Source organism: Chitinispirillales bacterium (assembly GCA_031254455.1).
Lineage (GTDB): Bacteria > Fibrobacterota > Chitinivibrionia > Chitinivibrionales > Chitinivibrionaceae > WRFX01.
Map to the genome: position 1 here is coordinate 1 of JAIRUI010000013.1, position 20,657 is coordinate 20,657.

The 20,657-nt window shown below is 37.2% G+C and carries 17 protein-coding genes; 6 read left to right on the forward strand and 11 right to left on the reverse strand.

Annotated elements, in window-relative coordinates; translation table 11 throughout:
* The first annotated feature begins 345 nt into the window (after positions 1-345).
* The 5 genes from LBH98_00770 (at position 346) to LBH98_00790 (ending at position 5,037) form a co-directional block, all read left to right on the forward strand.
* Complete coding sequence (locus LBH98_00770; GenBank protein ID MDR0303296.1) at positions 346-1,767, forward strand: HEAT repeat domain-containing protein; 1,422 nt, start codon at positions 346-348, stop codon at positions 1,765-1,767.
* A gap of 27 nt (positions 1,768-1,794) precedes the next feature.
* Positions 1,795-2,364, forward strand: coding sequence for an elongation factor P (efp, locus tag LBH98_00775; GenBank protein ID MDR0303297.1), 570 nt, complete (start codon positions 1,795-1,797; stop codon positions 2,362-2,364).
* Between the two features lie 54 nt (positions 2,365-2,418).
* Positions 2,419-3,690: a glucose-1-phosphate adenylyltransferase gene (glgC, locus tag LBH98_00780; GenBank protein MDR0303298.1), complete on the forward strand. Its 1,272-nt coding sequence runs from the start codon at positions 2,419-2,421 to the stop codon at positions 3,688-3,690.
* A gap of 73 nt (positions 3,691-3,763) precedes the next feature.
* On the forward strand, positions 3,764-4,645 hold the full coding sequence (locus LBH98_00785) for a sigma-70 family RNA polymerase sigma factor (protein MDR0303299.1): 882 nt from the start codon (positions 3,764-3,766) through the stop codon (positions 4,643-4,645).
* Positions 4,646-4,647: 2 nt separating this feature from the next.
* Entirely contained in the window at positions 4,648-5,037 is a 390-nt protein-coding gene (locus tag LBH98_00790) for a GtrA family protein (protein MDR0303300.1), read from the forward strand.
* Positions 5,038-5,057: 20 nt separating this feature from the next.
* Here the strand turns inward: LBH98_00790 and LBH98_00795 are convergent, their stop codons facing one another.
* Positions 5,058-5,636: a hypothetical protein gene (locus LBH98_00795; GenBank protein MDR0303301.1), complete on the reverse strand. Its 579-nt coding sequence runs from the start codon at positions 5,634-5,636 to the stop codon at positions 5,058-5,060.
* Positions 5,637-5,778: 142 nt separating this feature from the next.
* On the opposite strand from LBH98_00795, the gene LBH98_00800 reads away from it, so the two are divergent.
* Positions 5,779-7,398 carry a FapA family protein gene (locus LBH98_00800; GenBank protein MDR0303302.1) on the forward strand — a complete coding sequence of 540 codons (1,620 nt, stop codon included), beginning with the start codon at positions 5,779-5,781 and terminating at the stop codon, positions 7,396-7,398.
* On the opposite strand, the gene LBH98_00805 is transcribed toward LBH98_00800, so the two are convergent.
* From LBH98_00805 to LBH98_00850, 10 genes are all read right to left on the reverse strand, one after another.
* Positions 7,395-8,762 carry a BamA/TamA family outer membrane protein gene (locus LBH98_00805; protein ID MDR0303303.1) on the reverse strand — a complete coding sequence of 456 codons (1,368 nt, stop codon included), beginning with the start codon at positions 8,760-8,762 and terminating at the stop codon, positions 7,395-7,397. The two genes, LBH98_00800 and LBH98_00805, sit on opposite strands and share 4 nt — an antisense overlap.
* A gap of 12 nt (positions 8,763-8,774) precedes the next feature.
* Positions 8,775-9,860 carry a response regulator gene (locus LBH98_00810; GenBank protein ID MDR0303304.1) on the reverse strand — a complete coding sequence of 362 codons (1,086 nt, stop codon included), beginning with the start codon at positions 9,858-9,860 and terminating at the stop codon, positions 8,775-8,777.
* Positions 9,861-9,962: 102 nt separating this feature from the next.
* Positions 9,963-10,856, reverse strand: coding sequence for a hypothetical protein (locus tag LBH98_00815; GenBank protein ID MDR0303305.1), 894 nt, complete (start codon positions 10,854-10,856; stop codon positions 9,963-9,965).
* A 39-nt stretch (positions 10,857-10,895) separates the two neighbouring features.
* The gene (gene ptsP, locus LBH98_00820; GenBank protein ID MDR0303306.1) at positions 10,896-12,677 is read right to left on the reverse strand and encodes a phosphoenolpyruvate--protein phosphotransferase; all 1,782 of its coding nucleotides are present in this window, start codon (positions 12,675-12,677) and stop codon (positions 10,896-10,898) included.
* 3 nt (positions 12,678-12,680) lie between these two features.
* Positions 12,681-15,143, reverse strand: a complete 2,463-nt coding sequence (locus LBH98_00825) for a glycogen/starch/alpha-glucan phosphorylase (protein MDR0303307.1) — start codon at positions 15,141-15,143, stop codon at positions 12,681-12,683.
* Positions 15,140-17,335, reverse strand: a complete 2,196-nt coding sequence (locus tag LBH98_00830) for a glutamine synthetase III (protein ID MDR0303308.1) — start codon at positions 17,333-17,335, stop codon at positions 15,140-15,142. The genes LBH98_00825 and LBH98_00830 overlap by 4 nt, the downstream gene beginning before the upstream one ends.
* An 82-nt stretch (positions 17,336-17,417) precedes the next feature.
* Positions 17,418-18,326, reverse strand: a complete 909-nt coding sequence (locus tag LBH98_00835) for a hypothetical protein (GenBank protein ID MDR0303309.1) — start codon at positions 18,324-18,326, stop codon at positions 17,418-17,420.
* 2 nt (positions 18,327-18,328) lie between these two features.
* Complete coding sequence (locus LBH98_00840) at positions 18,329-19,198, reverse strand: zinc ABC transporter substrate-binding protein (GenBank protein ID MDR0303310.1); 870 nt, start codon at positions 19,196-19,198, stop codon at positions 18,329-18,331.
* Positions 19,195-19,581: a hypothetical protein gene (locus LBH98_00845; GenBank protein MDR0303311.1), complete on the reverse strand. Its 387-nt coding sequence runs from the start codon at positions 19,579-19,581 to the stop codon at positions 19,195-19,197. The genes LBH98_00840 and LBH98_00845 overlap by 4 nt, the downstream gene beginning before the upstream one ends.
* 104 nt (positions 19,582-19,685) lie before the next feature.
* Complete coding sequence (locus LBH98_00850) at positions 19,686-20,402, reverse strand: hypothetical protein (GenBank protein MDR0303312.1); 717 nt, start codon at positions 20,400-20,402, stop codon at positions 19,686-19,688.
* Between the last annotated feature and the right edge of the window lie 255 nt (positions 20,403-20,657).

The following is a 20,657-nucleotide window of genomic DNA, read 5'->3' on the forward strand; positions in this document are numbered from 1 at the left end:
GACCGAAGACCGAAGACCGAAGACCGAAGACCGAAGACCGAAGACCGAAGACCGAAGACCGAAGACCGAAGACCGAAGACCGAAGACCGAAGACCTCAAAAGGTACTCAGTAAAAATACCATTCGCCGCTGTAAAAGTCAAGTTTTTCAAATAATTATGCATCTTTTCCATCTGTCTATTCTGTTTGGTTATAGTCAAAACTTTCAATAAAATAATATTTTATTTGTTATAAAAAGGAAATTTCGGAAAAAAATGTTTCAATATTTTACATTTAATAAAAAACAAGTAATATTTTTAACGTAAAAGTCCGATAACAAATATTGAAAGCGACAAGAGAAATTTTTTATGAAAAAAGCGTTTATTATATTACTTTTGATAATAGTATCAATAATTCCTGCAAAAACCAGATGGGGGACTACTCGTTTTACGCCTAATGCCGATATGATAGGCGCGGGCAGATTTATTGCAAACTATAATATCTTTTTGAATACGGAATACGACAAAGGCGTTACCGGAAAATCTCTTTTATCTTTGGACGTAGGAGCGAGCGAATGGTTTGAAGTAACGCTTGGGTACGCCGACGGAGTAAATTTCGCGTTAAAAGGAAGGATACTTGACGAATATACTCAAGCCGTACCGTCGCTTGCGATAGGAATAAGAAATATGTTTCATAATTCGACGCTTGCGAGAAGCCGATTAAATACCGACCAATACGAAACGACAGGAGAACTTTTTGCCGCTTTTAGCAAAAGTTTTAATTTAATTCAAACGCGTTTCAATGCCGGCGTACTTTCGCTTCCGGGTAACGATAAAAACAAAATTAACGGGTTTGTATCTATAGAAAAGAATTTTGGAAACGATTTCTATTTGACCGCCGAGGGATTTTCGCAGCAAAAAAAGTTTTATACGTCTCTAACGGCGACCGTCAGATTCTTAAAGGAAAATAACGGGGAAATTTATTTTTCAATATTAGATTTTGAGAGAATGTTCATAACGCAGAAACGCGATTTCGGCGTTAGTTTTACTCCGCAATCGCAAAAAGATTGGGTAAAGCCCGGAGTAGTCGTCGGATTGTCGTTTTCTTTCGGCGGAAGACAAAAGTGGATAAACGATCAAGCGCAATTCAGAACGGTTGAAGACAACTTCGCCAATCATGATACGCTTATAAAAAAGATTACGTTACAAATAGGCGAGTTAAAGAACGAAACCCAATATTTAGATACTGAAAATTCTTTTGTAAAATCTCAAATAGATTCTTTGAAAACCGCTCTGGGGTTGGTAGATACTTTGCCGATTCATTATTCGGAAATTTATTCAAGGATCGTATCTTACAATGCGGCTTATTCTGCGGACGTGTTTGATCCGCTTGAAATTCGTCGTATCATTGAAGAAGTAAAAAGTTACGGGAAGGACGGAATCGACATAGTGGCTAAAATCGCAAAAGAATCGTCCGACAGAGCGATTAAAATGCGCAGTGTTACCATGCTTGGGGATCTATACGCATGGGATAAAGTTCCCGTGTTGCTTGAAATACTGCAAAATACTATTGACAGCCGCCTTAAAGTAGAGATTATCGCCGTGTTCGGAAAAATTAACGATCGTTCGGTAAAAGCGAAAATAGAAGAATTTGCTAACAGTGCAGACGATAATTTAAGAATTGCGGCTAACGAAGTTTTGGATTTATGGAACAAATCAAAACCCGTTTCTAAAGAAAATGTACCACTTGATACAAGCGGCGATGTATTTTCACCTGACCTTAAGAAATAAATTTATATATAGAAGGAGCGCTATTGAATGACAATAAAAGCGAATGAGATTTCTAAAGGGATGATTATTCTTCATGAGAATACCCCGTGCCGTGTCGTTGAAATAAGCAGAACAATGACGGCTCGCGGTTCAAATTTTATTGCGACTACGCTGAAAAACATCATTAACGGCAAGCAAGTGGAATATCGTTTTAGGACGGATGAAAAAGTAGAAAATGCTTTTGTAGAAACGAAACAGTTTGAATATCTTTACGAAAACGACAGTGAGTTTGTGTTTATGGATTGTGAGACTTATGAACAGATAACGTTAAACGCCGAGGAATTGGGAGATGTGGCGGGATACATTCTTCCGAACAGTAATTGCAGCGTCATGCTTTACAATGGAAAACCTATAGGAGTTCAACCGCCGACAACGGTACAATTAAAAGTTGTGGAAACCGAGCCGGGTATTAAGGGTGCGACTATTTCGGGAAGCGTTACAAAATCTGCAAAGCTTGAAACAGGGATTACCGTACAGGTTCCCATGTTCATAGAGTCGGACGAAATAATTATCGTTAATACGACTAACGGAGAGTATTCCGGCAGAATTGGGAAATAGACATTCCGTTCAAATTGAAATATTTTGAATAATAATATAGAATAGGAGGATTTTATGGAAACCTTCAGAAAAACATCCGGATATGCTAACGTATTGGCTATGATTATGGCTGGCGGAGAAGGTTCGCGGCTTTTTCCGCTTACACGCGACAGGGCGAAACCGGCGGTTATCTTTGGCGGTAAATACAGAATTATTGATTTCGTTCTTAACAACTTTGTTAATTCCGGCATATTTAAAATCAAAGTTCTTACGCAGTTTAAAGCCGACTCGCTTATTCGTCACTTGACAAGCGGATGGCAATTGTCAAATATGCTTGGACAGTATATTGACCCTGTTCCGGCTCAAATGAGAACTGGAAGAAATTGGTATCAGGGAACTGCGGACGCTATATATCAAAATATAAATTTGATTTATGACGAGAAACCGGATTTTGTAGCCGTTTTCGGCGCCGACCATATTTATAAAATGGATATTTCAAGAATGCTTAATTATCATCGTAACAATGGCGCGGTAGCGACGGTAGCGGCAATTCCCAAACCTATAGAAGAAGCGTCTCAGTTCGGCGTAATTCAGATTGACCAAAACGGGCGTATGATAGGATTTGAAGAAAAACCTGAAAACCCCAAACCTATGCCGAATAATCCTAAAATGTCGTTGTGCTCTATGGGAAACTATATTTTCAACACCGGATTTTTGGTTCGTAAACTCAATGAAGACGCGGAAGATCCAAATTCCTCGCACGATTTCGGGAAAAACATTATACCGTCAATTTATCGCGAATATCCTGTATATGTATATGACTTTCACACAAATGTTATTCCCGGCGAATCGCCGCAACAATGTACTTACTGGGAAGATGTGGGAACTTTAGAAGCGTATTATAGAGCGAATATGACTTTGCGCGACGTTGTGCCGGATATTAATCTATATAACGAGTGGTGGCCGATCAAAACGTCTTCGGAACAATCCGCTCCTGCAAAATTCGTTTTCGGAAGCGACGTTTCGGAAAACGACAAACGGATAGGTACAGCCGTTGATTCAATAGTTTCCGGCGGTTGTATAATTTCCGGCGGAGAAGTGATTCGCTCAATATTGTCAAGAGGAGTGAGAGTTCATAGCTTTGCTAAAGTGGAAGATTCTATCATTTTCTCTGACGTCGATATAGGTGAACGCGCTCAAATCAAAAAAGCGATTATTGACAAGAATGTACATATCGCTCCCGGTGAAAAAATAGGTTTTGATTTGGACGAAGACAGAAAAAAATATTTTGTTTCGGACGATGGTATTGTAGTGGTTTCAAACCCAAGCAATCAGCGTACTTTCTAAATTTAATTATGTGATGTGCCGTAGCGAATCTTTTTTGTATGGTGTTTTTTTTTATTATCGGAAATAATTAATTATGGTAAGAAAGCAAAAAGAACAAACGAAAGCGGAAAAATTATATTTTCGCGATGTTGGCAGATATAAGCTTTTGACGGAAGAAGAAGAACAAAAACTTGTTGAAGATGTTCATAATAAAATTCCGGGAGCGGAAGATAAACTCATAACCGCAAATTTGCGTTTTGTAGCGTTAGAAGCCAGAAAGCACAGAGCAAGAGGCGGAATGTCGTTTTTGGAACTTGTAAACGAAGGAAATCTCGGACTTTTGAAAGCGGCAAAAAGGTTCGATAAAGAAAATGATGTAAAATTTATTTCTTATGCAGTTTGGTGGATAAGACAGGCCATACAAAAAGCGATTTTCGATAGAATCGGTTCGGTGCATATTCCGGCGAATAAAATTGCGCTTTTGAAGCGTTTCAGACAGGCGCTCGACAAATTTGACGGCGACTTTGATAGAGCGATAGAACTCCCGAAATTTCAGAGATACAAAGACGATATTATTGAAATAATAGAAAAAAGCAAAAACACTTCGCTCGACCAGCCGATATCGCCTGCGAACGATGATGAAAACTCGCAGACGCTTCTTGATACGATAGGCGTTGATCCGTCACAAACCGAAGAATTTCTTATGAATGAGCTGCGTAGCGAAATAGAAAACGTTCTTCATATTCTTCCGATTCTAAATGAAAATGAAGAGAAAATTATCAGAATGTATTACGGAATCAATTTCTCAAGTCCAAAAACGCTTGAAGAAATAGGGGCGGAACTTGGTATAACAAGAGAAAAAGTCCGTCTTACACGCGACAAAGCGTTAAGAAAATTATATAAAGATCCCGATGCCCGCGAACGACTGAAATCCTTTTTAGGGGTTTCTTCCGGCGACGGACTGTATTTGGAATAGATTTGCTACGGTTTTTAAAGTTCGCCGTTGTCGGCTCAAGCGGTGTTGTGGTAAATCAGACGTTTTTGATTTTGGCGGTGAAATACTTGAAAATCGATTACAAAATCGCAAGTTTAATGGCTATTGAAACCGCGATAATAACAAATTTTATCCTCAATTACAATTGGACATGGAAAGACAGAAAAGGAAAAAAAGTAACGGACAAATTAAACGCGTTTGTCAAATTTAACATAAGTTCGTTTATTTCGGCGTTCTTTCTTAATTGGATAACGTTGATTTTTCTTACGGAAATAATCCAAATAAAATTTTACATTTCAAATTTGATAGGAATTTCAGTTGCCGCATGTTTCAATTTTTTGATGTCAAATTTTTGGGCTTTCAAAAAAAAGTAAATATCACACACCTATAAAAATCAGAATTTAAAATTAAATCCAAGTGAAAAATTATAATTACTAATTTCAGTCCAAAGAGCGATATTTTCTTTGAAATACCAGCGAATTCCCGTAGCAAACCAAGTGAATACCGGATGAAAATCATATTTTCTATGAGAGTCGTTTATGTATCGAGGGTCGTTTTTGTCATAATTTATTAAGGAAAAACCAAATTTGAATCCAGCATAGGGATCCAAGACTTTTGCAACGATGACTTGTCTATCAAGAACAGGCATTCCAAACGGATGAAACATGAATCTGAAATTCGGAGCGAATCCGAATTTTGTAAGTTCCTTAGAACTATATTTAAAACTATGTGAAGAATATTTATCCCACCAAAACCGCATTTCTCCGCCGAACGAAAACATTCCGCCGCACGCTCCTCTATCATAAACAAGAGGAACGCCGAATCCGCTTCCATTAGCCCATTCGGCTAATATCCCAATCGCAAAATTGTTATCGCTTTGCGAAAAACTTAAATAGTTCTCGTTATTTTTTTCTTCTGCAAACGAAATAGACAATACAAGTAAATAAAATATAAATATTTTAACATGTTTCATTAAGAAATATTCCTTTAAATATTAAGTATCCTTATAAAATAATATAATTAAAATACCAAAATATCAATTTTCTCCTAAATATCCTAACAATTATCAAAAAACAAATATTATATTACTATAATTAAAAGGAGATAAAAACTATATGGCGATTGTGGACAATCTTCGCGAAATTATTGAATGTAAAGAGGACGAGGGAAAATTATACATAATAGTTTATCCGCAAACCGACAAGGACGCGGTAATAAACGTTTTCAGGAAACAATATGAGCAAGCCATTAATGGTAATTTAGAACTCGTTAAAAAAGTCATAGACAAATCAAGCGGGCAATGGGAATGCGTTGGCAATATTCCTATTGCTTACCCAATAAAATTTAACGATCTTATTGACGTTAAAATAACTTCTTTTACCGCATATATGAGAATAAAAGAAGTTGCGAGTTTTAACGCCGGATTGTCCTTAGACGTTCTGAAATATCGCCTTAAACAAGCCGGTGTCGTACATGGGATAAACGATAAAATTTTATTGGAAATGATTTCCGAAAAAAAATGGGATACCGAAGTAGCCGTTGCATGCGGAACCGAACCGATAGAAGGGCGTAATGGATCAATAGATTACAAAGTTTCGGTCGAAAAAGATACTACGCCTTTGACTCGTGAAGACGGAACGGTGGACTTCCGTGAAATTTCAACGTTTAAAATTGTCAGAAAAGGTGAAATTCTCGCCACGGCGGTTCCGGCGAAACAAGGAATTAACGGAATGGATATTTTCGGGAACGAAATTTTAGCGCAGCCCGTTAAAGAATATGAGTTAAAACCCTCAACTTTCGTTGCGGTTTCTGAAGACGGGAAAAATCTTTTTGCTGAAATAACCGGAATCTTGACCAGTAAAAAAGGTTATATATTTATAAGAGACAGCATCGTTTTAAACAATGTTGATTTTGATTCTGGAAATATAAAAATTCCGGTTAAAATAATTATAAACGGAAATGTTAATCCGGGCTTTGTGGTAGAAAGCGAATCGGATATTATCATACATGGAACGGTAGAGTCGGCAAATATAATTTCTACAAACGGTTCGATAACAATCGGCGGCGGAGTATCCGGCAAAGATAATACACTTATTTCGGCAAAAAACGAAGTTAGAATTAATTTTGTCCAAAACGCCAAAATCGAATGTTTAGACGGCACGGTGATTATTGAAAGTTACATACGCCATTGCAATGTTACATGTAAAGACTTTAAAACTCCAGCTCCAAATGCATCCGCTATCGGTGGAAGAATTGAAGCGGTAGATACTATAAACGTTTCCAATACTTCAAATCAGGACGGAGTGATAACCGATTTAGTTCTTTTTAATCCGGCAGTAAAACAGTTAACTGATAAAAAAACGCAGTTGCAAAGCGCAAAAGAGCAATTAGAGAAATTGAATTCTACGCTGGAAAAAGAATATAAAAATAAACTTTCGTATGTAAAAATGATGAATTGTAAACCAAATTCTCAAGAATATATTATTTGTGAAACAGCAAAGCAAAAGTACGATGCAATGACGCAGAAATTGGTTTTAGTTGAGAAAAATATAACAGCGATTAACGAAGCGTTATCAAAGGAAGCAACGAGAAAAGGTCATATTGCTATAACGGGAAAAGGATACAGCGGAACTCGCATTCAAATAGGCAAGGTAGTATATTGTCCAAAAGGAGAGATATACAGAAGAAGGTTCTATCTTGACGGAGCGGATATAGCAAGTGTAATTATAGTTTAAAACTGCGAAACAAATCCTATATGTATAACTGGAATTCTGCGGTTTTCGTTGTAGTATTTTTTATCGCCTATCACCTGCCAAGCGAATTCTAACGTTCCTCCGATTTTCATGAGCGGTTGCAAGAGCCGAAGCGAGATTCCGACGCTTCCGGCATTTGTGTTGGCGCATTGAAGCGGGGATGAAATTTCTTTGAATAAATATCCGGCGTCAAAAAATAACGCTCCTGCAAGTATTGGCGAAAAATTGGAAAGCAAATCATCATACCAAGAAAGCCATCTGAATTTTATAGACGGAAAAGTAAATATGTTAAATTGATATTCTGCTGTTCCCAAAATGCTGTTGTTGAAAACGTAATTGTCTTTGCTTCCCAGAATATCGTCTTTCCATCCGCGTATATAATACTGTCCTCCCGATAAAAAACCGTCGTACTTATTATGTTCTCCCCAAGGCGTAATTGAAATCCGCGATCTGATGTATAACGAATGACGGATTTTTTGAAAAATCGGAATATTTTGTTTAAAATCGGTATCAATATTCCAAAAATCTTTCTTCTTTCCATCTTCTATGTAAGCCATAATTTTGTTTGTACTCAATCCGACAGAAAAAAATGTTGCCAATAACGGAGGATAATTTTTGTCTTTATAGTCAAGACTATAATACAGTTTTTCATAAATTTCCAGAAATTCGTCGGTTGAATGAATTTTCCATTTATCATCTACCTTGAGCATGTTGTTATATTTGCTATATTTTGGGGAGGTTTCAATATAAATTTCCTGATTATTTCCGATGTATCGTCCAAATCTAAAATCGGTATTAAAATACGGCGCCGTTTCCCAAGCGAAAACTAATGAAGGGTTTCGCCCTATAAGTCCGCCGACTTCAAAAAAATATGGGGTTATTCCTATCGGAATATGCCAATTCGCACCGAAATATCTGTCTCGCCAAACTCTTCCCGTGAAATTCAAAGAATGCCCTATTCCAAGGAAATTTTTATAATTAACATCTAAATTAAACCACAACCAACTGTCGCTTTTTTCTCCGTATTCCATTGAATTTATGCCCAAGCCGGCGTTGCCAACCGATAAATAATTATTTTCTTTTACGACAACGAAAATTGAAACATTATCGTTGTCAATCTTTTTTGACGATACAACCGAAATATATCCGAACAATCCTGTTTTTTTAAGCGCATCATAAATTAAAGAATCTGTACAGACATCATATTTCTTTTTTATTATGGGGGAGACGATCTTTTGGAGAAATTTATCTTTTGTTTTTACATTACCTACAAACAAAACCGTATCAATAATATTTGCATAAGTGAATCCGACAATTGAGATAATTGCAATTATTATAATTTTCATTTCAAAATACGGTCAATAACTTTTTTCAATAATTGAAACAAAATCATTCTCACATTTTTTCACGATCTCTATAAGATACGGATCAAAATGCGTTCCGGAATCTCTGTACAATATTTCAAACGCTTCTTGTGAAGTAAATGGTCTTTTGTATGGTCTGGCGGAAGTTAGAGCGTCAAAAACATCGGCAACTGCGGCGATTCTTGCCGAAAGTTTAATCTCATCCCCTGAAATTCCTCTCGGATAACCGGTTCCATTCCATTTTTCGTGGTGTTCGTAAGTAATATAATAAGCCGTAAGCAGTAAATTATCTTCTTCTTGAGAGTCGAAGCCTATAAGTGATTTTTCCAGCATTTTCGCACCTTCGGTCGTATGAGTTTTAATAATCTCAAATTCTTCTTCTGTAAGCCGCCCTGGTTTGAGAAGTACAACGTCCGGAACGGAAATTTTCCCCAAATCGTGAAGTTTTACCGCCTCAACTATGTCTTCGCCTTCTTGATGTGTCAGTTTATACCCATCAATAGGATTTGCGATAATATATTTAACCAAAACTTCACAATAAAGAGTTGTCCGTAAAATATGCGCTCCGGTATCGTGATCTCTTAAATCAGATAGTTCTGCAAGCAAATTAAGGGTAATTTTATCTCGATTTTTGAGCATTTCCACTACTTTGCGGAGTTCTTCGGTTTTTTGTAAAACACTTTCTTCCAGATTACTTCTATATGCGTAAAGGTCTGCCTGTAATTTAACACGGGTTTTAAGCGAGATAGGACTAAACGGTTTTTTTAAATAATCGACCGCACCCATTTCCAATGCTTTTACTTCCGCCAAATCATCAGTTTCACCGGTTAAAAAAATTACCGGTATTTTTCTAAGTTTTTCTTTGTTTTTTAGAATTTTCAATACTTTATATCCGTCTATACCGGGCGGCATATTGCAATCAAGCAGTATAACGCCAACAGAATTACTTTCAATAAACTTCAACGCTGTTTCCGCCAAAGTAAAAGGACGAACTTTATATTTATCTTTAAGCGTAGAAACGATGCTGTTCAGTATAATAGGATCATCGTCTATCGCGACAACACACAAATTATCATCCAAATTTCCACCTCTCAATTACATTACTAAAAACATAACACTAATATAAAATAATATAATTATAGTTAATTTAGCCTACTTTGTGCAAAAATTTTTAATTTAGTTTCACTTTGCCTGCGGAATTTTCCACAAATTGTCAAATCTGTCGTCACGAATAGAAAAATCGACCCAATAAATATGTACTTTCTGATTTTTAATTCTGTCTTTAAGAGCGTTTGTTATTTCCAAAATAGGATCGTCCATAGTTTCCCACCATGACTTGTCGGAATTGTAGCCGAATTGAAAACCTACATCATTCGGAGCAAATTTCTCCGCCCATAATGCAAATTCATCTACCATATTATTTAGATTTTCTAGGTCTTGGCTGTCTGAAATATAAATAACATCGCTGACAGGGCTATTGCCTAAGTATTGCGGTTCCCAATGCTTAACAAATAAACGATAATTCTTTCCGAATGTTTTAAGATGTTTGTCTAATTCCTGTAGTTGCGGTTTATCAAGGGGAGTTTTGCGTCCGTCATCGGAACAGTTTGTCGTTCCGTCCGATGGATACCATTCGACATCTATGCCGAAACCCACAACGCATTTGTGATGCCCATATTGCTTCATAACCAAATCAACAAGCGTTTTCATGTCGGCGTTTCCTGCTTCAATTTGTAAAAATATTTTTGCCCCTATTTCATCAAATTTACTCAAATATTTCTCGTGCCTGTCATATTTCAAAGATGAAATGTTTTTTCCCTTTGCCGGAAATTCCAATCGGCAAAAACCATTGTCTTGAATTGTTCCAACCAGCCAAACTGCGGAAGGTGCGGATTGCAATTTTTGCGAAACGTTAAGAATTACATTCGCCGCTTCCTCTGGAGATGGAAATTTACCGTCAAAACCATAAATAGAACTTCTTATTCCTGCAAAAAACAAGTTTGAAGTTTTTTCCGTATCCGCCAACGCCAATGCCGTCATAATCATCACTCCTACAATTACATTATTGTACTTCATAAATACATGCCCCTCATAAATGTTAATTCTAATCCATATTTACAATTCTTTAGTTCTTGGGATAAAATTATATTTACTGAAGACTAATTTACAGTATTTGTCATTCATATAATCAATCCATTCGGCGACAATTTCCGTGCTTTTAAGATTTGAAAGCATGTGATTGGTTTCTTCTTTGATTTCCGCAATAGATACGGAAACTATTATTTCTTTTATTATCTGGATCATCGGAGGAGCGACACTGAAATTCAGCAGACCAAGCCCTAAAAGCAAAATAGTAAATTCAGGATGAGATGCCATATCACCGCACAAAGAAACGGGTTTTCCTTTTAGATTACATTCGTCTATCGCAGTTTTTATAATCTTCAAAAACGCCGGTTCGATCGGATTGTATAAATAATTAACTTTTGCATTGCCTCGGTCTGCCGCACTCAAATATTGAATAAGATCGTTTGTTCCGATGGAAGCGAAACTTATCGTGTCTAAAAATGTTGAAATTTCAAGAATTGCTAAAGGAACTTCAAATAAAACGCCAAGTTCAGGACATTCAAGTCCTAAATCTTCTGCGATTTCTTTTGTAAAGGTTCGTAATTCGTTCCACTCCGAAAATGTTGTAATCATAGGATACATGATTCTGTATTTTCTGCCTTTTCCGGCTTTAAGAATAGCTTTGATTTGTACTTCAAACAATTCTCTTTTTTCTCTGTAAATTCTGACGGAGCGACAACCCATAAACGGATTTTCTTCTTCATATACATCCATATAGTTGAAAATTTTATCTCCGCCTATATCAATAACTCTTATACAAATATTTTTACTTTTTTCCACATTATCAAAAATTGCATTATAATACTTAATCTGGTCGCTTTCTGTTGGGAAATCAAAATTTTTGTTAAATAAAATTTCCGTTCTGACAAGTCCTATTCCGTCTGCGCCATTATTTAAAGCAAGCGAAACGTCTGACTCCAAAGAAACATTAGCCATAACTAAAACCATGATTCCGTCTCTAGTAAAAACAGGTTTGTTCAAATAATCGGAAAGTTTACGTTTTTGCAACTTAATTTCATTAACATACGTATAATAGATATCAAGAATATTATCCGACGGTTCTATAGTGAGAGTTCCTGCGTCGCAATCAACAAACACTTCTATGCCGTCGTCTATGTTTAAAGTTGTAAAGTCTGATATAGCCATAACCGGAATTGAATTTGAACGTGCAACTATTACCGCATGAGAAGTTTTCCCTGAAGATGTACACACGATAGCTTTAATTTTTTCGACATTGTTTCCTATTATATCGGAAAGTAAAAGTGATCGTTTTATTATTAAAACAACATCTTCTTTAAAAGGCGTATTAGATTTCTCACCATCTCCCGTTAAATAAAATAATATTTTGTTTCTAACTTCTTCAACGTCTTTACCGCGTTCTTTAAAGTATTCACTATCCGTAACTTTAAACGTTTCAATAATATTTTCCATAACAATACGTACCGCTGATTCTGCTGTATAATATTCGTTTGAGATATTATACAGAACTTGCTTGGTAAGCGTTTTGTCGTTCACTATGTATTTATACATTTCAATTATGGAAACATCAGAATCCTTTCCAGAAGAAATAACGTTTGTTTTAGTATAATCATCATAATATTTATTGGCTTTATTTCGTGCATTCTCAAAGCGTTTTATCTCGTCTTTAACCATTTTCTGTTCAATTTTCATTACCGTAAACGAACATGGGTCCGCATGTATTATAACTGCTTTCCCATAACCTTTGCCGCTCACAATAGATATTCCGGCATGAATTTTGGACTTACTTTGCATTATTTATTTCCTTCTAACATAATTATCGTTGTATAAAGAAGTAATAACGTTGTCAAGCGAACATTTACCCACTCTGGCGATATTGCGTAATGCCATTGAAAGCCACTCACACCTGTTTGTGTACGTGGAATCTATTTTTTCTTGAATTTTATAATATTCATCAAAAGACATAAAGTTTTTTGAATCGTCTCTTTCGCGAATATTAGATAAAAACGTGTGCAGTTTGTTCTCTTCGTCTTCATTACCGGAAAAATCACTTATCCATTTGTCAACCAAGTCAAAGGCTTTTTGCAAAATCGGCATTTTTTCAAATACCGATGCAATTCTGTAATCATCATATTTCGCGTCAATATTTTCAAATCCGAAAGCACAGCCTTCGCCAAGTTTCTCTACCGCCTTATTTTCAAAAATATTCTGACCTGTAAGAGTAATTAAACCGTTTGACGCACATCTATAAATATTGTATTCGGTTGTTTCTACTGTCCCGGGTAGTGAAATATATTCCGCGATATCGCCCGCCGCTAAAAAATTTTCCTTTACCAATGCATTATCGTTATGAATAAACCGAACTTGCAATTTAGGACAATCACGTAAAGCGAGTGAAAATATACTTAATAATGTAACCAATCGTTTCCCGTAAAAATCATTAGGTACGGCTCTTCCGGAAAATAAATAGACACGCGGGAGTAAATCTTTTTCTTCGCTCAAACGAATATATCGACAAGCGATATATAACAAAATCGTCAATTGTGAATTTGCAATTGAGATTTTTCTTGAATTTGATATAAAAAGATATTTTGACGCCGAAGGTAAATTACCTACGGATTCTCCGTATATAAAACGAAGATATTTTTCTTTGGCTTTGGTTTTAATGTTTTCATATTCATTTTGAACGGAATAGTCTTTTACAAATTTTTCGAAATCCGCAAGTTTTGAGTTATCGGTAATCCAAGCGTCTCCTATTTTACTGATGATAAGTTTAGTTAGTTTTTTATTTATACAAAAAAGCCATCTGCGGACGGAAATAGCCGAAATATCAGGTTTTATTTTTATGTTAAATACTTTTATCGGCACTTTAAAATGCAAATTACTTACATGTTCTACGGCATTTTCCGAAAATCCTAAAACGGATTTGGAAAATAAAAGTAATAAATTCGCCATACGAACTTTTCTTATGGCTCCTTCTTCTATAAGAGAAATTTCTCTCGCTTCATAATCGCTTACGTTATGTAACAGCCTTGCGTTTTCAAGAATAATGTAGTTCATATCCATAATAATTTTTACATGCGAAGGAAGTAGTGATTCAATAATGTAAAGCGGACATTTAAGCATGTCTCCATTCTCACTTAACGGCAAAAAAGATATAAATATTTTTTGTGCCATCTTAACGGCTTCTTTTATATCAATGCCGTAATCGTAAGTAAGTACGCGAATAAATTCCACTATAACAAGACCGCATCGACAGTCAGCAAGACAAATCAATGCTTTGTCGGCAATTTCTCTTATTGAATTTTTTTGTTGATCTACGTGACGGCGTATAATATCTTTAACGGTAGCCGCCGCGAGAAAATATTGCTGTTTTATGTGCAACTCACTGGTTTGCCTTGACGGCTCGTCTGTCGGTAAATTAATCAAAAATTTCACAGTTTCCGCTTCGTCGTTACAAGCGCGAAGATAGTCATTATGGAGCGAATAATCGGATGGAAATTCAACATTAGGCACCGCTTTCCAAAATCTAACGGTATTTACCACTCCGTTACAACAGCCGGAAATAGGATAATCCATTGAAGACGCTTTAACAATAACATCCGGCGTCCAAGACGGTTTCGGAGTATCTTCATTATCCACCCGTCCGCCGAAAAATATCGGGTAACTGTATTCTGGGCGTTCCATAACCCAAGGATGCGGTAAACTATTCAAATTATATGGCATTTCCACTTGTCCCAAAGCATTCGTCGACTGCTTAAACAAACCCATGTGAAACCACAATCCATAGGAAACGGACGGAATTTTGTTTGACGCCAAAGTCTCTAAAACATTTCCGGAAAAATCACCTATTAAATTGTTTCCGATATCAAGCAGGGATTCCATCGTAAATATGTCGTCAGTCGGCATATTTACTTTTCTGCTTAAGGTTTCAAACTCATTTTCCAAGCCATTTGAAAAAACGTGCATTTTTATTGGTGAATCAAGATTATATTCAAGAGATACATAATAGAACCTCTTAATGTTTTGCAATAAATACTTTTTTTGCGATGAGATCCAATTGTCTATGATTTTCGTACGCAAAGCGCTACTTATACAAATATATTTATCGTATGAGGTAGCGGTATGTTCGTCTTTAGCGCGAACATATCTCAAACATCTTTCGTAAAATTCGCTCAGATCATCCAAAACATTTAAATCCTTTTCGTCAAAATAAGCAAAACCGTAATCCGTTTGCGGCGTTCCATTAAAATCCCTCACAAATTAAAAAGCATCTCTCTGTATTTCGGCAATTCCCACATATCGTCCGGCATATTTAATTCAAGCCGGTCAACGTGTTTGCGAATCTGCTCAATGTGCGGTTTCAAATCATTATGTAAATAATCAGCTTTTTCTTCCTCGTTTTTACCATTAACAATAATCAGCATTTTTTTTAGTTCGCTGAGATGTTCGCGAATATCATAAATATCTGCGCTCAGTTTTGCAAACATTTCTTTTCTGTCATCTACAGCTTTGAGAGGTAGCGGAACGGTTTCATCTTCGGCTATTTCGTTCAAAATCCGCAAGGAATTTCCTATATTCGTTTGAAAATCGTATGCTGACGGTAAAACCTGAGTTTGAACCAATTCTTTAATCGTGTTCGCTTCAATTTCGAGGATTTTGTTGTAAAGTTCTAACCAAATCGCATATCTGGCTTTGAGCTCGACCTCCGTTAAAACTCCCGTTCTTTCAAACAAATTTACCGCTTCGTCCGAGATAAACGCTCCAAGCGCTTGCGATGTTACGCATATATTGGAAAGACCGCGTTTTGACGCTTCCTGTTTCCATTCGTCCGAATATCCGTTCCCTTCAAATAAGACATACTTGCTTTCACTCAAAATTTCCTTAATAATTTCAGGCAAAATTTCATTTAAATTATCTTTTTTACCTCTAAGTTTTTTTTCTATTTTTTCTGACAGGTCGTTGAGAGAATCTGCTACGATTGTATTTATGACCATCAGCGACGTTGCGACGTTTGCCGACGAACCGCATGCGCGGAATTCAAATTTATTCCCTGTGAACGCGAACGGCGATGTCCTGTTTCGATCGGTTTGGTCTTGTTCAAGTTTTGGAAGAATTGCAAGACCCGTATTCAAAATATTTTTTTTGTCATGAGATAACTTTTTGCCGCCGATAAGAGATTCTACGACTTCTGATAGTTGATGCCCTAAGAAAATGCTCATAATCGCCGGCGGCGCTTCATTTGCACCCAAACGGTGCTCGTTTCCGGCAGTCGCGACTGACGCCCGCAAAATATCGCGATTTTTAGCGACGGCGCGGATAACCGCTGTCAAGAAAGTGAGGAACTGCCAATTTTCGTATGGAGTATCTCCGGGGTTTAACAAATTATTCCCTTTGTCGTCTGAAAGCGACCAATTAACATGTTTTCCGCTTCCGTTTACGCCCGCAAACGGTTTTTCGTGCAAAAGACAGACAAGTCCGTGTTTTTTTGCTTCTTTTTGCAAAATATCCATAAGCAGTAAATTATGATCGGTGGAAATCGACGCTCTTTCAAAAATCGGGGCAAATTCATATTGATTAGGAGCGACTTCGTTGTGTCGTGTTGCAAGCGGAATCCCCAATTTGTAGCATTCCCTTTCGACATCAACCATCCAATTCAATACCCTGTCCTTTATCGAACCGAAATATTGGTCGTCCAATTGCTGCCCTTTTGGCGAAGCGGCGCCCAAAAGCGTTCGCCCAGTAAGCTGCAAATCCGGACGCAAGCGATAATATTCTTCGTCAATTAGAAAAAATTCTTGTTCGGCGCCACAAGTCGTATAGACGTTTTTCGGAAAGTTATTAAAAAACGTTAATACCTTTTTCGCCGCTTTATCAATTGTTTTATCGCTTCGTAAAAGCGGAAGTTTTTTATCTAACGCCTCACCGTGATATGACACAAAAACACTTGGGATACATAGTGTTTTCCCTTTTGCGGCTTCACGGACAAACGCAGGCGATGAAGGGTCCCATGCAGTATATCCGCGCGCTTCAAACGTCGAACGAAGTCCGCCTGACGGGAAACTGGAAGCGTCCGGTTCGCCCATAATTAGGTTTGAACCGCAGAATCTTTCAAGAATTTGCATTTCTCCGTTAACTGCAATAAAACTGTCATGTTTTTCGGCAGTCGAACCCGTCATAGGTTGAAACCAATGTGTATACGAAGTAGCACCTAAATCCAAAGCCCAATTTTTCATGGCTTCGGCAATGATGTTGGCATGCTCTTTTGATATTTGCTCGCCGCCGTTTTGCCATTCTTTGAATTCGTTGAAAACATTTTGCGGAAGACGCTGTTTCATCCTTTCTTCCGAAAAAGTATAAGATGCAAAATACTCGGAAACTTTTTGAATTTCCAAAACCGACGATACGCTGTGAAAACCTAATCTCGCGGTAATTTCTTGCCGGGCGCCCATCTATCAACCTCTCTATAAAAAACGTAACGTATCTGTGTTACGTTAAAATACATTATTTCAAAACAAAAAAAACGAAAAAAATCTATTTATTTATTTCCGCCCAAATCATTGATTGAAGTACCGCTTCGGCATTTTTTTCCCAAAATTTCAAAAAGCCGTTTTTAAAATCGCTTCCTGCTGGAAAACCTGTTTTCAAAACGCTTTCCCTTATATGAAATTTAGTCATTATTTCAACCGCCGGACTTCCTATTTCCCATCTGCTTATTACAGTTCCCGTTTGCATGTTTTCGAGTAATTTTTCAAAATTCGCCATAATTTCTTCATTCCATTCGTATTCGGGGACAAAATTTTCGACGACAAACAGGTCGATATCTTTGAGCATATAATCAAAATCTCCGCTCAAACAAACAGCACTGAAATTGTCTATTTCCAAAAACTGTCTTACATAAAAGTTCCGCAAATCGTTTGCGTTTTTCTTAAATTCAAGCAAATTTGTTGAAATCTTTTCTGCATATTTTGGAAACAGTGCGCAAAAATCATTTTCTAAAACTTCAGCCATTCTTATGGAATTTGAAAGTGAAAGCCACACAAAAGGATTCAAACTTCCGTCATTTTTGCGAATTTTTCCGACAGCCGTGAGAACAGGGCTAAGTGGTGTTGCGCAGTCGATTTCAACGATTTTTATATTTCTGCGCCGCAGTTGCACAAAAAGCGGGTCGGACGCAATTATTGAGCGAATATCGACGACCGCAACGGTTTTCTTTGAAATCTCGTCGAGTTGTGTTTCATAAATTTTGGCAATTTCTCCAAATTCGTCGATGGCTATTTCATTTCCAAACGGCTCAATAATCTCAATCGGCGTATCCTTGAGAATTTCTTTTGATAATGCCGCCAAAGCCGGAATACTTGTAACAACCGCTACAGATTCTACTTCTTTTTTTGCAAAAACAAAAATGCAGAAAATCAGCATAAACGATAAAATTTTATGCATTTTTACTCCTCGCCGCTAACTGCTGTTAATAATTTATCAAGATTATACCGTATCCCTTTTTCAAAGAAATCCGCTGTATAATCGCCGTTAGATAAATGCGAGAGCGAGACAACACGCACTCCAGTTTCGTCACGAATGGTTTTTATAAACGATGGAGGATAATCGCTTTCTGAAAACACGACCTGCACTTTCGCCGCTTTAATTTTCTCTATCGTTTCTTTCATCTGCGACGCGGTAGGATTTACTCCGTGTGACGGTTCGATAACCGCCTCGACCTGAAATCCGAATTCTTGCAGCAGATACGAATATCCGCCGTGAATTGTTGCGCACCTGAAATCGTTGTCTTTGATGTTCGACAATTTTTCCATGTATTCCGCTTTCATTTGCCTAAGTGATTTTGCGAATTTTGCGGCATTTGCGCGGTATAAGTTTGCGTTTGCCGGATCAATTTCCGCAAGACGTCCTGCAATCGTATAAATCTGCTGAATCGATGCCGAAATCGACACGAACGTATGTGAATTCACCATATCCGTACTTACAGATTGCGGAATCAACGCTACTCCGTCGTTTGCGAAAATCTTTTCAATTTTGTCATAAACGCCGGCGGCTTTGAGTATCTGAAACGCAAATTCGTCGTGCCCTACACCGTTAAGAACCGCTACGTCAATTTTCATAGCATTTTCTATATCTTCCGGAATAACCATGTATCCGTGCGGATTGCTGTTTTTGTTGATAAGCGGCACAACTTCCGCTTTATCCATTGCGATATTTTTCACAAAACTGTAATACGGATGTAAACTTACGCCTATAACAAGTGTCTTACAAAAAGCAAATCCGACGGAGAAAATTAAAACTAACGCCGTTTTTTTCATTTTTTACCCTTTTTGGATTTATCCTGCGGCGTTTGCTTGTTTGTTTCGTTTTTTACGTTGTCGGCGTTTTCCTTATCTTCGCCTGCAAGCGGTCCGTTTTTGGTAATTTCGTGTCCTTCGCTCAAATGTACGGTTACCGTGTACGGAATTTTCGGCTGCTCAACGTTCAAATGCCCTTCTGCCGGAATCTTTGACGTGAAAATCGTCTTACCGCTTGCTTTCTCTTTGAGAATTACGCTTGCGCCTTCCGCGTTGCCGCCTGTAGATATTCCCGCTTCAATGTAAATCGTTCCGTCTTTGTTATCTTCAACAAGAAGTAAAACGCCGTGCGCCATTACCGACGCGCAAAACAAAAATAATGTCATAAGTAAGAACTTTTTCATAATAAACTCCTTTTAATAAAGTTAATAAAATTATACAAGGAAAATAATATTTGCCGCCGTAAAGATTGTTGTTTCAGATAAAAGCAGGTATTTATGTTGATTTTTTAGTAGTAATTTTTCACCGGCGCAGGGGTTATAACTCTATTACTATACTGTCCCCAATACGGAATTTGTCCGTGTTCTGCTTCGTATCGGTTCAAAGTGTCAAAGTGAGTTTTCATAAATTCCGAATATCTTTCATTTTCCTTTGGTGTAGGGCACATGCTCCAACCGCTGGGTCCCCACAGCATCGTCCAACTATTACCAAAAGCCAGTGGTTCGTTTAATTCGACAATATAACCGTCCGATTGGGCATAAGCCGCTTTTCTGTCGGGTGAAAATACACATACGTATTGATACGCTAACTCACTTTGTTTTGTTTGATACCAATTGTCTAATTTTAAGAGTTCATTGGCTATCATCGACCTGCTTTTTCCCGAATTTCCTATCTCCACTGCTTTATCGGCATATTCGACAGCCAAATCTTTATGTGCTTTGTGAATTTCCTCATCGGACATAGTTCGCTCTATTTTAGTCCAGATTCCATTAAAATTTCCATCTCCGCCAAACATGGGAGGACGTGCGCCGGTAGTGTTTTGCTGTCCGCCGCTTAACTGAACAATATCTTTTATGGCTTTTTTTGCGCTTGCGGTAACTTTATCCTCGTCATCGTCTTCGTCTTTTTTCTTTACTTTGCCTAATAATTCTTTGATGACGTCGTAATCCTCTCTGCCGTTTGCACGCATATATTCCTGCAATCTAACAATTTCGTTAATTCGCATAATATTCCCCTTGATTTACAATATCCATCCTGTTAGATTTATCGGAAAAAAACTTTAAAAGTTTAGTAAAATCTTTGTCGAACGTCGGTCATTTTCTTTAAAACGCAAGAAATTTCAGTGATATTATTGGAAATATATTATATTCTCTATAGTAAGAAATTACGATCGAACGAAAGAGTGATAAATAACATACCATCAGTTTTTACAAGGAACAATATTTCCGAAAACTATCTTCTTCACTTGACACCATCCCTA

Excerpts from the sequence above, each read along its gene's own strand:
- LBH98_00770 (MDR0303296.1), top strand. The coding sequence starts at position 346 with ATGAAAAAAGCGTTTATTATATTACTTTTGATAATAGTATCAATAATT.
- efp (MDR0303297.1), top strand. The coding sequence starts at position 1,795 with ATGACAATAAAAGCGAATGAGATTTCTAAAGGGATGATTATTCTTCAT.
- glgC (MDR0303298.1), top strand. The coding sequence starts at position 2,419 with ATGGAAACCTTCAGAAAAACATCCGGATATGCTAACGTATTGGCTATG.
- LBH98_00785 (MDR0303299.1), top strand. The coding sequence starts at position 3,764 with ATGGTAAGAAAGCAAAAAGAACAAACGAAAGCGGAAAAATTATATTTT.
- LBH98_00795 (MDR0303301.1), bottom strand. The coding sequence starts at position 5,636 with ATGAAACATGTTAAAATATTTATATTTTATTTACTTGTATTGTCTATT.
- LBH98_00800 (MDR0303302.1), top strand. The coding sequence starts at position 5,779 with ATGGCGATTGTGGACAATCTTCGCGAAATTATTGAATGTAAAGAGGAC.
- LBH98_00805 (MDR0303303.1), bottom strand. The coding sequence starts at position 8,762 with ATGAAAATTATAATAATTGCAATTATCTCAATTGTCGGATTCACTTAT.
- LBH98_00815 (MDR0303305.1), bottom strand. The coding sequence starts at position 10,856 with ATGAAGTACAATAATGTAATTGTAGGAGTGATGATTATGACGGCATTG.
- ptsP (MDR0303306.1), bottom strand. The coding sequence starts at position 12,677 with ATGCAAAGTAAGTCCAAAATTCATGCCGGAATATCTATTGTGAGCGGC.
- LBH98_00830 (MDR0303308.1), bottom strand. The coding sequence starts at position 17,335 with ATGGGCGCCCGGCAAGAAATTACCGCGAGATTAGGTTTTCACAGCGTA.
- LBH98_00835 (MDR0303309.1), bottom strand. The coding sequence starts at position 18,326 with ATGCATAAAATTTTATCGTTTATGCTGATTTTCTGCATTTTTGTTTTT.
- LBH98_00840 (MDR0303310.1), bottom strand. The coding sequence starts at position 19,198 with ATGAAAAAAACGGCGTTAGTTTTAATTTTCTCCGTCGGATTTGCTTTT.
- LBH98_00845 (MDR0303311.1), bottom strand. The coding sequence starts at position 19,581 with ATGAAAAAGTTCTTACTTATGACATTATTTTTGTTTTGCGCGTCGGTA.
- LBH98_00850 (MDR0303312.1), bottom strand. The coding sequence starts at position 20,402 with ATGCGAATTAACGAAATTGTTAGATTGCAGGAATATATGCGTGCAAAC.